Origin of the sequence: Mycobacterium nebraskense (genome assembly GCF_002102255.1) — a bacterium.
Classification (GTDB): domain Bacteria; phylum Actinomycetota; class Actinomycetes; order Mycobacteriales; family Mycobacteriaceae; genus Mycobacterium; species Mycobacterium nebraskense.
Window position 1 is genome coordinate 12,150 of sequence record NZ_LQPH01000081.1, and the last position, 13,716, is coordinate 25,865.

Here is a 13,716-nt window from a genome sequence, read left to right on the forward strand (position 1 = left end):
TCACACAGTGACTTCAGTTGTCGATGCCCTCGACCGAATCCCGTCAGGCGGGCGCATCATCGCCGGCGCCTACTGCGGCGGACCGACCTCGTTGCTCCGCGTTCTCGCCGAGCGCAGTTCCGGTCGAGGGTGGAGGCTGCGCACCGGTCTGCTACTCGACGACGGAGGCGCGTACGAGGCCGCAAGCTCCGGCGACCTTCAAATCGCGACGTGGCACATCACCGGGCCGGGCCGAGAGTTGGTCGAGCGCGGTCTGATTGACTACCTGCCGGTGCGAGCGTCTCAGCTCGAAAAGTGCATTGAAACATGGGATCTCGATGCCGCGCTGATCCGCGTCACGCCACCCGACTCGCACGGCTGGTGCAGCCTTGGGCCCTCCGCCGGCTATGCCCTCACCGCCATCAAGGCCGCCAAGCTGTGCATCGCCGAAGTCGACGAAGCGCTTCCTCGCACTTTCGGCCGGTCCGGCGTGCACGTGTCGGCGCTGGACGTCCTGGTGCCGTCAACGACGGCGACCCCGACGTATCGCTCGTCGCAACCCGACGCCGTCGGCCGGGCAATCGCCCGGCGCGTGCTCACCTTGTTGCCGGACCGTCCGGTGCTGCAGGTGGGCATCGGCGGCGTGACCGAGGCGATCGTGACGGCGCTGGCCGACGAGGGGGTCGACCGATTGCGGTTCGTGGGCATGGGTACCGACGCTATGGTCGGCCTCTCCGAGCGCGGCCTCCTCGACGAAGGGCAGCCCGCGATTCAGTCACCCGATCTCTTTGGGACAGAACGGCTGCTGCGCTTCGCTCACGAGAACCCGGTCGTCGGTGTCTTTCCGTCCAGCGTGGCGCACTCGCCGCGGTGGCTCGCCACGCACCAGCGGCTGGTCTCGGTGAACAGCGCGGTGGAAGTCGATTTGGCGGGGCAGGTGAACAGCGAAGTCGTTGCTGCTCACCAGATCGCCGGCATCGGTGGATCGATCGACTTCGTCGAGGCCGCTACCCACTCGGCCGGAGGTCGGCGGATCATCGCGCTTCCGTCGACGACCCGCGATGGGCGTCGTTCGCGAATCGTGCCACGCCTCGACGCGCACGCGACGGTCACGATTCCTCGCGGAATGGTCGACTTCGTGGTCACCGAACACGGCATCGCGCAACTCGAGGGCAAGACGCTGCGGCACCGGGCCGAGGCGCTCATCAACGTCGCTGCCCCGCAACACAGAATGGCCCTCGGCGAGGCCCTACGGCAGCCGGTAGCGATATGAAATGCAAGGAGCAGCAGTATGCACAAGGTCGATGAGCTCGCCTACATCGGGATCGCCGCGAACGACCTCGACGCGTGGTCGACGTATGCGCGGGACGTGCTCGGGCACGAGGTCAGCCCTGACAGCGACAGCCACAACCTTTACCTGCGTATGGACGAACGCCACCACAGGTTCATCGTTCATCCGGCCGACAACGAGCCCGAGGACGTCTCCTATGTCGGGTGGCAGGTCCGCGATGCCGCAGAAATGGATGCCGTCGCCGCACAGCTCGTGACCTCCGGGGTCAACGTCGTCGACGGCAAGCCGGAGGAAGCGGCAGCCAGGCGAGTGCTTGGCTTCGTGCATTTCACCGATCCGCACTCGGGCGTGCGAATGGAGCTGGCGTACGGACCGGAGGTGTCCTTCCAGCCCGCATATCGGCCGTCTCGGCCTATCTCGGGATATGTCACCGGCGCTCAGGGCCTGGGTCATTTCGTCACGTACGTACCGGATGTCGAGGCGGCGGAGGCGTTCTACAACCAGACCTTGGGCTTTTGCACGTCCGACTCACCGAGCGTGCCGGGTGTGGGAAAGATCGCGTCGTTCATGTACTGCAACCCGAGGCACCATTCGCTGGCATTCTTCGGCAACCCGCAGCCACGCCGCCGCACCTATCACGTGATGCTCGAGCACACCAGCATCGACGATGTCGGGTCGGCCTTCGATATCTGCCAGGCGCAGGGCAAGGTGAAAGTCCAACTCGGGCGGCACAACAACGACCGGATGTTCTCGTTCTACGCGAAGAATCCGTCGGGCTGGCTGTTCGAATTCGGCTGGGGTGCCCGCACTATCGACCCGGAAACGTTCGCCGTCGAGCACTACAGCATGACCGGCGGAAGCGGCCTGGGTGAGTGGGGCCACGCCGGCCTGATGGAGTCCCATTCATGACGAGCAGCGCTTTCATCTGCGCCATCGGCGCGGCCGCGCCGTCGCTGCGGCTGCGGGCAGGCGACGTCGCCGCCGCGTGGGGTTCACGGGGCGGCAAGGGTCAGGCCGCGGTGTGCGCGGCCGACGAGGATGCGCTGACGTTGTCGTGGTTGGCAGTCGTGCGCGCACTGGCCAATGCGGGCCGATCGCCCGAGGAGATCGACGGGTTGTGGTGGGGCACCAGCCGGCCTCCGTTCGCGGAGGGGCCAAGCCTGGCCATGCTCGGGTCGGCGCTGCGGCTGCGCACCGACGTAGCGGGCGCACTGACGAGCGGATCGGCGCACGCGGGCATGGATGCCCTTGTCGCCGCTTGGGATTCCGTGGCGGCCGGGCACGTTCGCACCGCAGTTGTGGTCGCCGCTGATGCGGTGGTGCCCGGCCCCGGTACGCCGTGGGAGTCGCGCGTCGGTGCGGGGGCGGTGGCCTTGGTGCTCACCGCTGGTGCGGGTCCCGCCGCGCTAGTCGAACGGACCCAGCGCAGCTGGCCGGTGCTGGATCGCTACCGCGGCGATGGTGAAGCGTCGACCCGAGATTTCTACGACCCCCGCCTGTTCCGGGAGGAAGTGTTTCTCCCGCTGCTCACCGAAGTCGCCGGCAAGATGGGCGACGCCGACGCCTGGTCACTGCCCGATCCGGACGGCAGGCTCGGCTCCGCGCTTGCCCGCAAGCTCGGAGCGGACGCCTCGGCATCCGCGACGATCTATGCCGAGCTTGGTGACACCGGTGCTGCCGCAGCGCTGTTGGGCCTGCGCGGCGCACTGCGCGCGCCGGGGCGTGCCGCGGTGCTCGGGTACGGCGGTGGGCGGGCTACCGGTGTGGCCGTCGAGGTTGACGACGCCCTCCCCGGTTCGGCCGACGATCTCGAGGCCGGGGCGGTCGTCGGCTACCCCGAGGTGCTGCGTGCGCGAGGGCAGTTGGTCGCCTCGGGTGAGTCGGTCCCGATGGGGGTGCCGCCTGGCAGCGCCGCCTTCGTGCGCGGGGGCATGGAAATACTTGCATTGCAAGGCGGCCGCTGTGTCGAATGCGGCACGCTCAACGTGCCTCCCTCCGTGCACCCCGCCTGCATCGGTTGCGGCGGTGAGAAGTTCGAGGTGTGCGACCTCGAACGGGCCGGTACTGTCCACACCTTCAGCGTGAACCACTCGATGCCCGCGCCGTTCGTGGCGCCGCTTCCGCTCCTCATCGTCGACCTCGACGACGGAGCCCGGGTTCAATTCCAGGGCTTGCCCGAAGATGCGCCGGTTCTCGCGATCGGCGACCGGGTCGAATTGGTGTTGCGGCGCTATGCGGTCGAGCGTGGCGTCCCGGTATACGGCTACAAAGCGCGGAGGGCCACGTCATGAGCTGGAATCGCGTTGCGGTGGTTGGCGCCGGTCTGATCAAATTCGGCGAGTTGCACCAGCAGAGCTTCGAGCGGATGGCAGCGGGCGCGCTGGATGCGGCCCTGGCCGCGGTCGACAAGGGGATGGCGCGTGCCGCAATCGATTTTGCGGTGGTAGCCACCCAGCGAACGACGCTGTGGGGCCACGAGAGCATCTCGGGTAACACCCTGCCGTCTGTGTTGGGATTGAACGGCATAGCGTGCACGCGGATCGAAAACGCCTGTCCCACAGGTAGTGATGCGTTTCGGATCGGCGCCATGGCGGTTGCCAGCGGTGTTTACGACTGCGTGCTGGTCATCGGTGTGGAGAAGATGCGTGACAAGTCTCCCGATGAGGGACTGCTGTCCCGCGCCGCAACGGGGCATCCGATCTATCAGCGGGGTGAGTCGGCTCCAGCGTTGTTCGCACCGTTTGCCACGCGGCACATGCACGAGTTCGGCACCACTCGCGAGATGTTGGCCAGCGTCGCGGTCAAGAACCACCACAACGGCGCGCTTGACCCGTATGCGCATTTTCAGAACGAAGTGACCGCCGAGCAGGTGTTAAGCGGCCCACCCGTGTGCCATCCGCTGCACCTGCTGGACTGCTGCCCGCAGACCGATGGTGCGGCGGCGGCGATCCTGGTATCGGCCGAGCGCGCCCACGAATTCACTGACAAGCCGGTGTATGTCGCCGGGTTCGCGATGGCCTCCGACCACCCGTGGATGCACGAGAAGTCCTCTTACCTCGGGTTCAAGGCCACCACCCTGGCCGCCGAGCGCGCCTACCGGATGGCCGGGCTCGGCCCGAGCGACATCGACATGGCCGAGGTGCACGACTGCTTCACGATCACCGAGATCCTCGACATCGAGGACCTCGGCTTCGTCGAGAAGGGCAAGGGCGGCATCGCCTCGATCGAGGGCGAAACCGCCATCGAAGGGCGGATCCCGATCAACACCAGCGGCGGGCTGCTCGCCAAGGGACATCCCATCGGAGCCACCGGTGTCGCACAGCTCACCGAGTGCTGGTGGCAGCTGCGCGGCGAAGCCGACGAGCGCCAAGTCGACATCCGACACGGCAACGTCCTGCAGCACAACGTCGGCGGGCGCGGATCCGGCGTAGCGGTCGTCAACATTCTCACCACCAACGTCGGATGATCTGACTGAAGCCGAACCTGGAGGAAAAGTGAGCCCAGAGGAAGTCGTGCGTGCGGAATTGAACGCGTGGGGCCATCGTGATGTCGACGAGATCGTGAGCCACTTCAGCACCGACGCGGTGTGGGAAAACGTCCCGCTCGGCATTGCCAACGGGCATGGCGAGATCCGCTACATGGCCAAGCAATACATCGATCGCATTTCGCACTTCGAGTGCGAGATTCGGAATCTGGCCGCCGCGGGCGGCGTCGTCCTCACCGAACGCGTCGATCGTTTTGTCTTCGACGGCACGCCGGTCGATGCGCGGTGCATGGGAGCGTTCGAGATAACCGGGGACAAGATCAGCGCCTGGCGCGACTACTTCGACAGCCATCACTAGCCGTTTCCCGCCAGTCATCGCCACTAGCCAAACAGGAGATCAACCATGCCCGAAGCTGTCATCGTGTCGGCCTTGCGCACGCCGGTCGGCACCGCGTTCAAGGGAACGTTGCGCGACACCACTGCCTACGATTTGGCGCATCATGTTGTCAGTAACGCAGCGGCGGAATTGGATTCGGTACCCATCGATGACGTCATCCTCGCCGAGGGTATGCACGGTGGGGGCGTGATCGCGCGTCACGCCGCGCTCACGGCGGGGTTGACCGCGGTGCCGGGGCTGGCCGTCAACCGGCACTGCGCCGCCGGAATGGCGGCGGTGCAGGGCGCGGCGGCCAGTGTGGGCGCGGGCATGGATCAACTGATTCTCGCCGGGGGCGTCAATTCGACGTCCACGGCGCCCAAGTCGCAGATGCGGAATGGACAGGAGTGGTGCGACTGGTTCCCGCCCACCCATCCCGACCGGCCTGACGCACCCAACATGGACATGTCGATCACGGTGGGATGGAACGCCGCGGTCAAGGCCGGCGTGAGCCGGGAGGAGATGGATGCCTGGGCGTTGCGCTCGCACCGCAACGCCATCGCCGCCATCGATGAGGGAAGGTTCAAGGAGGAGATCGTCCCGATCGAGACGCTGCATGGACTGTTCTCCGTCGACGAGCATCCGCGCCGCGACACCAGCATGGAGAAGCTGGCAGCACTCAAACCGGTGCACCCCGAGATCGAGGGTTTCTCCATCACCGCCGGTAATGCCAGCGGCGGCAATGACGCCGCGGCGGTGCTGGGGATCGCCAGTGAGCGGCTTGGCCTGCCGGCGCTGGCCACCGTGCGCGCGTGGGCTTCCGTCGGGGTTGACCCCGCGGACACCGGGCTGGCGCCCGTCGACGCGATCCCGAAAGCCCTTGCGCGCGCCGGTGTTTCACTTGACGAAGTCGACCTCTTCGAGATCAACGAAGCATTCGCGTCGATGTGCGTGGCCACCATCAAGTTGCTCGACATCGACCCCGATCTGGTCAATGTCAATGGCAGCGGCTGCTCGCTGGGGCATCCGATCGCGGCGACCGGCGCGCGCATGTTGGTCACCCTGGTTCACGAACTGCGGCGTCGCGGCGGCGGCATCGGCGTCGCGGCCATGTGCGTCGGAGGTGGCATGGGTTCGGCCACCGTCATCGACGTCCCCGCACCCTGACGGATGGTCGGGTGCCCGATATGACCGCCGACGGCTCACCTTTCGAGGGTGGCCCGCTGAATAAGCTCGGTGCCTTCCCGGATCAGTTCGAGCCCGCGTTCCACCGGGGTGCCCCGGCGACGCGAGGGGTCCACGACCCCGTGCAGTATGACGTCGACGGCGAGCCGCGTCGCCTCCTCGGGAGACGTGTCGGCGGTCGCGGCATAGTGGCCCTGCAGCCCGCTCAGCGCGGAGATGATCGTCAGCGCGGTGGCGCGCTCGTCGTGCGCGCGGAGGTCGCCCAGTTCCGTTCCCTCCGTGAGGGTCTGGACGAGCAACTCCAGAAATGCCAGCCGAGATTCGTGGTCCCGGACGCGGACATCCTCGGGCAGCGCGGCCTCGTCGCGCAGCAAGATTCGCACCCAGACGGGATGGGCGCTGATGAGGGTAGCGAGGCCCAACATGAGTGCGGTGAGCCGCTGCACCGGATCGCCGTCGAGCTCACGCAGTTCCTCGATGATGACGTCACGTTGCTTGGTCAACATGTCGACGCCGGCGGCAAGGATCTGCTCTCGGTTGTTGAAGTAGTGGTACAGCGACGGCCGCGCCATCCCAATCGCGTCGGCGATGTCCTGCAGGGTGGTCTGGTTGAAACCTTTCCGGTCGAACAACTCACCGGCCGCTTCCAGGATCGCCTGTTCCATTTTTCCAAAGCTCACGCCGCGCGGCTTCGTCATTGCCCTCTCCACGCCACTCGTCGGACCGCCACCACTCATACAACCAGGAGAAGGCAGCGCCACCACATCTTGACACTCGACACTAGTGTAGTAATCTCGTCACTGGCGTTGATACCGGTGAGTCGGTCGGTCCGGCGAAGGGATGTGGGCGCGCGGCGTGACGGCCCAGGGAAGGACCGGCAGTGCACGACCACGGATGCGATGTCGCGGTGATTGGCGGAGGGTTGGCCGGGTCGGCCGCAGCCCTCGCGTTTGCCGCACGCGGATGCACGGTGCGGCTGTTCGAACGGCGCGACCTCGCGCGAGATCCCAACCGCGGAGACATCTTGCACGCGCCCACCGTCGAGGTGCTGCGGCAACTAGGTGTTCTGGACTTTCTCGAGGATCGAGGCGCGGCCAGGTGGCATGGCCTCGAGTTCGTGGACTCTGCGGGAACCTTTTCGGTCGGCTCGGAGATTCGCGAGTCCTGGCTGCTCAATCATGCCGATATGGAAGCGGTTTTTCTGGAGGCCGCACAATCGGCCGGCACCGTCGTGCAACCGGACCGGGTACGCGCGCTCGAGCGCGACGCCGGCGGCTGGGCGCTGGCCACCGACCACGGAACAACAAACGCTCGCTTGATAGTCGGTGCGGACGGTGCCGAGTCGCTCACCCGTACGGCGCTGGGGATCCCGCTCGCGGATGTGCACGAGTACGACAACTGGATCGTCGTGCTGCACAGCCCGACTCCGTCCTGGCTGAAGCCCGACTACGGCTGGACTCTGCTGCATCCTGAAGGAACGGTATGGCTTCTTCCCACCACGCCGGTGGGCCGTCACCGGGTGGTGCTCACGGTGCGGCGCGGCCAAGCCCGAGAGTGGATGGCATTGAGCGAGGCTGAAATTCGCGAGAAGTTGACAGAACGCCATCCGGGGCTCGGTGAGCTCGAGTTGAACAAGCGCGGCGGATCGCACATCTATCGCATCAAGCGCCAGCATGCGGCCAGCTACTCGGGGCCACGGGCAGCGCTCACCGGTGATGCTGCGCACACGATCCACCCCGTTGGGGGCCAGGGCCTGAACATCGCCATCCAGGACTCGGCGAAGCTTGCCGAGTTGCTGGCTACCGTGCTGCTCGACCCGCAAGCAACCGAGCGGGCGTTCACCGACTCGTTGGCCGAATATGAGGCGATCCGGCGACCGATCAACACGGCCACGATCGAGCTGGCCCACGCGGGCTCATTGATCGCCGGGCCCGGCCGCGAGCCCTATGAGAAGGCGGTCGAGTTCTACAGCAAGGCGGCGTCGGACCCAGGCTGGGTGCGGCAATATCAGGCCAATTTCGGCGGTCGGGTGAATTAACTTGGAGCACAAGCGGATCGAGGAGCGCCGATGCTGAGCGCACAGGACTTCAAGGGTGTCTATGGGATCTTGCCGACACCCGCTACGGACGGCGCCGACCGCTGGGACGCGACCGACACGGTCGACCTCGACGAAACCGCGCGGCTGACAGAGAAACTCATCGCCGACGGTTGCAGCGGATTGCTTGCTCTCGGTACGACGGGAGAGTGCGCGACGCTCACCGGTGACGAATTCGAGGCCTTCGCCGATTGCCTGCTGTCCACCGTTGGCAAACGGGTGCCCGTCTTGGTCGGAGCCACGACTCTGGGCACCCATGAAACGGTACGGCGGCTGAGATTCTTGCGGGATCGCGGCGCGGACGGGACGATGCTGGGCCTTCCGATGTGGCAGCCGTGCAGTGAGCAGCAGGCGGTCAAGTTTTACGCATCGATCTCAGAGGCGTTCCCCGACATGGCGATCATGGTGTACGCCAATCCGCACGCCTTCCGCTTCTCCTTCCCCGTCTCGTTCTGGGGCGCAGTCGCGGAGGCGGCGCCGACGGTTACCAGCGCGAAGTTCGCCAATCCCGCCAGCTACCTCGAATGCCTGGCGGCGTCGAGGAGCAAGATCAACTTTCTGCCCATCGACTCGATGGCGCTCGCGTTCGCTCAGCAGTCGCCGGACGCCATGACCGCATCATGGGCCACCGCCGCATGCATGGGGCCGCAGCCGTGCGTTGCGCTGATGAAGGCGATAGACGCGAAAGATTTTGATCTGGCCCGCGATATCACCAAGGACATCGCCTGGGCGAACGAGACCTTCATTCCGGGCGGGAACGTAGAGGAGTTCGGCAAATTCAATTTGCAGCTCGAGAAGATCCGATTCCAGGAGTCGGGATATTGCAGGCCCGGGCCAATCCGGCCGCCCTACGACATCGTTCCCGACGAGTACGCCGAGGGTGCCCGTGAATGCGGCCGCCGCTGGTCCGAAATGGTGAAGAAGTACACGTCGACAGGAGTGCGGCAGTGACTACCACGCCCGAGATACCCAAACTTCCCGACGACGAGAAGGTCGTCACTGACTTCATCGGCACGATCGACCCGAATAACCTGTCGAGCCTGGTGTTTCCGCTAGCCAAGTTCCAGCACTTCGACGAAATGATGCCGACCGTGGTGCTCGCATACACCACCGGCCAGATCGGTATGGTCGTGTGGAATCTGGAACCGGGTCAGCAAAACGACTATCACGTACACCCGACCACCGAACACTTGCACATCTTCATCGAAGGCGAATGCGAGTACACGCTCGGCGATTTGCCTCCGGTCATTACCCGCGTGGGCGATGCCGTCATGGTCCCCGCCGGGATCGCGCATGGGATCCGCAACATCAGCGACAAACGGGCGTCGTACGTCGCCGTCGCCAGTCCCGGCCCCTACGAAAAGAATCGGGTCGAGCGACCCGCAGAGAGGACTCAGGCATGACACAAACTGTGGAGTCGGGGCAGCGGTTCCCGCTGATCACCCAGGAGGCGCTTGATGCGCTCCGGTCACGAATCGGCGAGCCGTTCAGCAGACCGACGCCGCACGTCACCGAGGCGACGGCCGACTCGATTCGGCACTGGGTCTACGGAATCGGTGACACCAACCCGATGTGGCTCGATCCCGAATACGCGCGCAACACGCGGCAGGGTGGCATCACCGCGCCGGGGACGTTTCTGTATGCCTTCGATCGGGTGGTCAGTGGCTACGTGGGCGGTCTGCCCGGCATCCACGCGATGTTCGCCGGCACCGACTGGCAGTGGCATGCTCCGATTCGCCTCGGTGACCGGATCGAAGCCAAACCCGTTCTGAAAGACCTCCTCGAGCTGCAGAGCAGCTTCTCTGGACGCTCGGTGAAGCAGACGTACCGGGTCACCTTCCACAACCAGAACGGCGAGCTGGTCTGCGAGGCGGACTCCTGGTGCATCCGGACCCAGCGCGACGTTGCCCGCGAGCGCGCCACCCGCGAGTCCGTGCAGCCCAAAGTCTGGTGCCCGGAAGAGATCGCCGAAATCGATGGCCACTATGCGCACTACCAGCGGCGGGGCGCTACCCCGCGGTACTGGGAGGACGTGCGCGAAGGCGAAACATTGCCGACGATGCTCAAGGGGCCGAGCACGGTGACCAGCTTCGTCTGCTTCACGCAGGGCTGGGGGAGCCTCTACGTGAAGGCGCACGGGCCCGCGTTCGAGATGTTCCGCGAACACCCGGCGCTGGGCATCCCCAACGATCTGGGGGTCCCCGAGCCGCCCGAACGGGTGCACTGGGACTCCGAATTGGCGCGCGCGGTCGGCGTGCCCGCAGCCTACGACTATGGGCCGGAACGCATTTCGTGGCTCGGTCATCTGATGACCGACTGGATCGGTGACGACGGCTTCCTCAACCGGCTCAACGTGCAGGTCCGCAAACACAACATCATCGGCGACCTGACCGCGTGCAATGGGACCGTTACCCGCAAGTGGGCGGCCGACGGCAAGCACTTCGTGGAGGTTCGGGTGATAGCCGAGAACCAGCGCGGAGAGCACACGGCGATCGGCACGGCGGTCGCCACCCTCCCGTCGAAGGGCGAATAGGTCGATAGACCATGCCTTTTGGTCGATGGAGCGATCGCGTCGTGCGGGGCGAGGTCAACGGCCACCCCTGCCTGCTGTACGCCGATCGGGCTTTCTCACTGGGTGAGGTGCTGGAGCAATCGCGGCGCTGGGCCGACCGGGTGTACCTGGTCCAGGGCGACCGCCGTGTCACGTTCGCCGAGCACAAGCATGCCGTCGACCGCGCGGCGCACGGTCTGTGGAACGCCGGTGTCCGCCCGGGCGACCGCGTGGGCTTGTTCGCGGCCAACAGCCCGGACTGGGTGGCGGTGTTCCACGCCGCCCTGAAGCTGGGCGCCATCGTCGCGCCGTTCAACGGCTGGTGGTCGGCGGACGACGCAGCACGGGCCTGCGAGATGGTTTCGCCCGCGGTCGTGGTGGCCGATGACCGTCGGGCGGGCAAGCTACCGCGGTCCGCGCGGGTGACCGATTTCGCCGGCATCACTTCACCGCCGACCGGAGTTGCGGAGGTTCTGCCGGCCGTGACGGACGAGAACGCCCCGGCCATCATCCTTTTCACCGCCGGCACCACCGGCTATCCGAAGGGCGCGGTGCTGTCCCACCGCGCCCTGATCGCCAACCTGCAGACGCTGCTCGTCGTCTCGCGGAAGCTGCCCGATCAGATCACCGATGACATCGAGCCGAGCGTGACGTTGGTCGGGCTGCCGCTATTTCATATCGGTGCGATCCAGCTGCTTCTCGTGCCGCTGATGACGGGAAGCAAGGTGGTCTTCCTGGAAGGCAGGTTCGAGCCCGGCGCTTTCCTGAGGCTGGTCGAGTCCGAGGGCGTGACGATGTTCTCGGGTGTCCCGACGATGATGGAGCGCATCCTTGCTCACCCCGATCCGGCCCGTTACGACCTCTCGTCGTTGCGCACGGTCGTCCTCGGAGGATCCCCGGTCAGCCGCGCACTCCTCGAGCGAATAGGCGCGGCGCTCCCGAACACCCGGCGACGGGTTGGTCAGACTTACGGGCTTACCGAGGCGGGCGGTGTCGTCAGCACCGGCGTCGGTGCCGACATCGAGTCGCGCCCCGGCTGCTCGGGCCGACTGGCGCCCGTTGTCGAGGCCCGGGTGATCGAGCCCGATCAAGATGGCAGCGGCGAATTGTTGGTGCGCTCACCGGCGGCAATGGACGGTTACTGGGGCCTGCCAGGCGACCCGGCGCTGAGCGCCGACGGTTGGATCCGCACCGGTGACATCGGCCGGGTCGACGAGAACGGATATCTCTACGTCACCGGGCGGTCCAAGGAGATCATCATTCGGGGCGGAGAGAACGTCTCGGCCGCCGCCGTCGAGGCCGCGCTGGCGCGGCACCCGGCGATTGCCGAAGCCGCCGTCGTCGGCCTGCCCGATCCCGATCTCGGTGAAGTCGTCGCGGCGGCAATCACTCTCGCGGATAGAGGGGCACCGTCCGTCGCCGACCTCGACCAGTGGGCACGAAATAATCTGGCCCATTTCGCCGTCCCCGCCCGCTGGTGGATCCGCTCATCTCTGCCGACCAACGACGCCGGCAAGGTTCTCAAGCGCGAGTTGATCGCGTCCTGGCCGCACCACACACTGCCCCAGACAAACCAGACCGTTGGCTCGTCTTCGTCCGATTCGATACCTTCACACCTATCGGTGTGACTGCGGGAGGTGGTAATTGACAACCGAACTCGAGGTTGAGCAACGACCGCTGCGCGACGCTGCGCGGAAGTTCCTCGACCATCATGCTTCGTCGGCGCAGGTGCATGAAATCGCGTCGGCGACGCCTGCGCTGGACCGCTCTTACTGGACGGCGGCCACCGACTTGGGTTGGACGTCGCTGCTGGTGCCCGAAGGGGCGGGAGGCGGCAGCATCAGCGGCCATCCGTTCGCCGACCTCGGCGTGCTGGCCGAGGAGTCCGGTCGGCACGTCGCACCGGGGCCACTCATACCATGCAACGTCGTGGCTTGGGTTCTGTCGCACGCCAACACGCCTGTGAACGGCGATGCCCTGTCGGCGATCCTCGACGGAAGCGCGGTGGCGGCCTGGGCTCTCGCGGAGGGGAACCGCTGGGGCCCGGATACGATTGCCGCCCGTGCCGAACGCACCGCAGACGGATATGTCATACGTGGGGTCAAGCACGTCGTCGAAGCGGCTCCCGACGCGGACCTGTTTCTTGTCACCGCCCGCGTCGCGGATGGCATTGGACACTTCCTGGTCGACAGCTCCCAGCCGGGCCTCACCGTGCGACCGCAACGCGGCCTCGATCCGACGCGCACATTCGGCACCGTGGAGTTCGCGGCGGTCCATGTTCCAGAGACGGCCCGCTGCACAGGGGATCTCACCGAACTGGCCTACTGCGCGGCGATTGCCATCCAAGCCGCTGAGACGACCGCATCGATGCGGCACGTCTTCGACATGACGATCGCCTGGGTCACCAACCGATATGCTTTCGGGCGTGTGATCGGCTCCTACCAAGCCATCAAGCACCGGCTTGCGGAGGATTTGTTGGCGGTGGAAGCTGCGGCGGGGGTCACCGCCGGCCTCGCCGCAGCGTTGGACGCGGGCTCACCGGACGCATCGCAGCTTGCCAGCGCCGCAAAAGTCCACATCGGTGATGCCGCTGTCACGCTGGTACAGGACGCCATTCAGATCCATGGCGGGATCGGCATGACCTGGGAACACGACCTGCATCTTCACCTGCGTCGCGCGTCGACCAATCGCGTCGTCTACGGCAGCCCCGCCGAGCACCGCGAGCGGTTGTGTCAGTTGGCTGGAGTCTGAGGGA

13 protein-coding genes are annotated in these 13,716 nt (G+C 66.1%); 12 read left to right on the forward strand and 1 reads right to left on the reverse strand.

Going from position 1 to position 13,716, the window contains the following annotated elements:
* The first annotated feature begins 7 nt into the window (after window positions 1-7).
* Genes AWC17_RS08660 through AWC17_RS08685 form a run of 6 tightly spaced genes read left to right on the forward strand, consistent with a single transcriptional unit; the run spans window position 8 to window position 6,297 of the window.
* Entirely contained in the window at window positions 8-1,252 is a 1,245-nt protein-coding gene (locus tag AWC17_RS08660) for an acetyl-CoA hydrolase/transferase family protein (RefSeq protein WP_052742677.1), read from the forward strand.
* 18 nt (window positions 1,253-1,270) lie between these two features.
* Complete coding sequence (locus tag AWC17_RS08665; protein WP_052742678.1) at window positions 1,271-2,179, forward strand: VOC family protein; 909 nt, start codon at window positions 1,271-1,273, stop codon at window positions 2,177-2,179.
* Window positions 2,176-3,561: an OB-fold domain-containing protein gene (locus tag AWC17_RS08670; protein ID WP_046181700.1), complete on the forward strand. Its 1,386-nt coding sequence runs from the start codon at window positions 2,176-2,178 to the stop codon at window positions 3,559-3,561. The genes AWC17_RS08665 and AWC17_RS08670 overlap by 4 nt, the downstream gene beginning before the upstream one ends.
* A complete protein-coding gene (locus AWC17_RS08675; RefSeq protein ID WP_046181701.1) occupies window positions 3,558-4,736 on the forward strand; it encodes a thiolase domain-containing protein in 1,179 nt (392 codons plus the stop codon). Before AWC17_RS08670 ends, AWC17_RS08675 begins: the two co-directional genes overlap by 4 nt.
* Before the next feature lie 28 nt (window positions 4,737-4,764).
* Window positions 4,765-5,112 (forward strand): limonene-1,2-epoxide hydrolase family protein, encoded by a 348-nt coding sequence (locus AWC17_RS08680; protein ID WP_046181702.1) that lies wholly within the window; start codon window positions 4,765-4,767, stop codon window positions 5,110-5,112.
* A gap of 45 nt (window positions 5,113-5,157) precedes the next feature.
* Window positions 5,158-6,297, forward strand: coding sequence for a thiolase family protein (locus AWC17_RS08685; protein WP_046181703.1), 1,140 nt, complete (start codon window positions 5,158-5,160; stop codon window positions 6,295-6,297).
* 35 nt (window positions 6,298-6,332) lie between these two features.
* On the opposite strand, the gene AWC17_RS08690 is transcribed toward AWC17_RS08685, so the two are convergent.
* The gene (locus tag AWC17_RS08690) at window positions 6,333-7,013 is read right to left on the reverse strand and encodes a TetR/AcrR family transcriptional regulator (protein ID WP_046181704.1); all 681 of its coding nucleotides are present in this window, start codon (window positions 7,011-7,013) and stop codon (window positions 6,333-6,335) included.
* Between the two features lie 182 nt (window positions 7,014-7,195).
* Here AWC17_RS08690 and AWC17_RS08695 point away from each other — a divergent pair, with 182 nt between their 5' ends.
* From AWC17_RS08695 to AWC17_RS08720, 6 genes are read left to right on the forward strand one after another with little or no spacing between them, the layout of a single operon-like run.
* On the forward strand, window positions 7,196-8,353 hold the full coding sequence (locus tag AWC17_RS08695; RefSeq protein ID WP_052742680.1) for an FAD-dependent monooxygenase: 1,158 nt from the start codon (window positions 7,196-7,198) through the stop codon (window positions 8,351-8,353).
* 30 nt (window positions 8,354-8,383) lie between these two features.
* Complete coding sequence (locus tag AWC17_RS08700) at window positions 8,384-9,361, forward strand: dihydrodipicolinate synthase family protein (protein WP_046181707.1); 978 nt, start codon at window positions 8,384-8,386, stop codon at window positions 9,359-9,361.
* Window positions 9,358-9,813 (forward strand): cupin domain-containing protein, encoded by a 456-nt coding sequence (locus AWC17_RS08705; RefSeq protein ID WP_046181708.1) that lies wholly within the window; start codon window positions 9,358-9,360, stop codon window positions 9,811-9,813. The genes AWC17_RS08700 and AWC17_RS08705 overlap by 4 nt, the downstream gene beginning before the upstream one ends.
* Entirely contained in the window at window positions 9,810-10,943 is a 1,134-nt protein-coding gene (locus AWC17_RS08710; protein WP_046181709.1) for an FAS1-like dehydratase domain-containing protein, read from the forward strand. Before AWC17_RS08705 ends, AWC17_RS08710 begins: the two co-directional genes overlap by 4 nt.
* An 11-nt stretch (window positions 10,944-10,954) precedes the next feature.
* Window positions 10,955-12,589, forward strand: a complete 1,635-nt coding sequence (locus AWC17_RS08715) for a class I adenylate-forming enzyme family protein (RefSeq protein ID WP_082122798.1) — start codon at window positions 10,955-10,957, stop codon at window positions 12,587-12,589.
* A gap of 16 nt (window positions 12,590-12,605) precedes the next feature.
* On the forward strand, window positions 12,606-13,712 hold the full coding sequence (locus tag AWC17_RS08720) for an acyl-CoA dehydrogenase family protein (RefSeq protein ID WP_046181710.1): 1,107 nt from the start codon (window positions 12,606-12,608) through the stop codon (window positions 13,710-13,712).
* Window positions 13,713-13,716 lie beyond the last annotated feature (4 nt).

Coding starts and splice junctions, on each gene's coding strand:
- AWC17_RS08690 (WP_046181704.1), bottom strand. CDS start 7,013: ATGACGAAGCCGCGCGGCGTGAGCTTTGGAAAAATGGAACAGGCGATC.
- AWC17_RS08665 (WP_052742678.1), top strand. CDS start 1,271: ATGCACAAGGTCGATGAGCTCGCCTACATCGGGATCGCCGCGAACGAC.
- AWC17_RS08670 (WP_046181700.1), top strand. CDS start 2,176: ATGACGAGCAGCGCTTTCATCTGCGCCATCGGCGCGGCCGCGCCGTCG.
- AWC17_RS08715 (WP_082122798.1), top strand. CDS start 10,955: ATGCCTTTTGGTCGATGGAGCGATCGCGTCGTGCGGGGCGAGGTCAAC.
- AWC17_RS08675 (WP_046181701.1), top strand. CDS start 3,558: ATGAGCTGGAATCGCGTTGCGGTGGTTGGCGCCGGTCTGATCAAATTC.
- AWC17_RS08685 (WP_046181703.1), top strand. CDS start 5,158: ATGCCCGAAGCTGTCATCGTGTCGGCCTTGCGCACGCCGGTCGGCACC.
- AWC17_RS08710 (WP_046181709.1), top strand. CDS start 9,810: ATGACACAAACTGTGGAGTCGGGGCAGCGGTTCCCGCTGATCACCCAG.
- AWC17_RS08700 (WP_046181707.1), top strand. CDS start 8,384: ATGCTGAGCGCACAGGACTTCAAGGGTGTCTATGGGATCTTGCCGACA.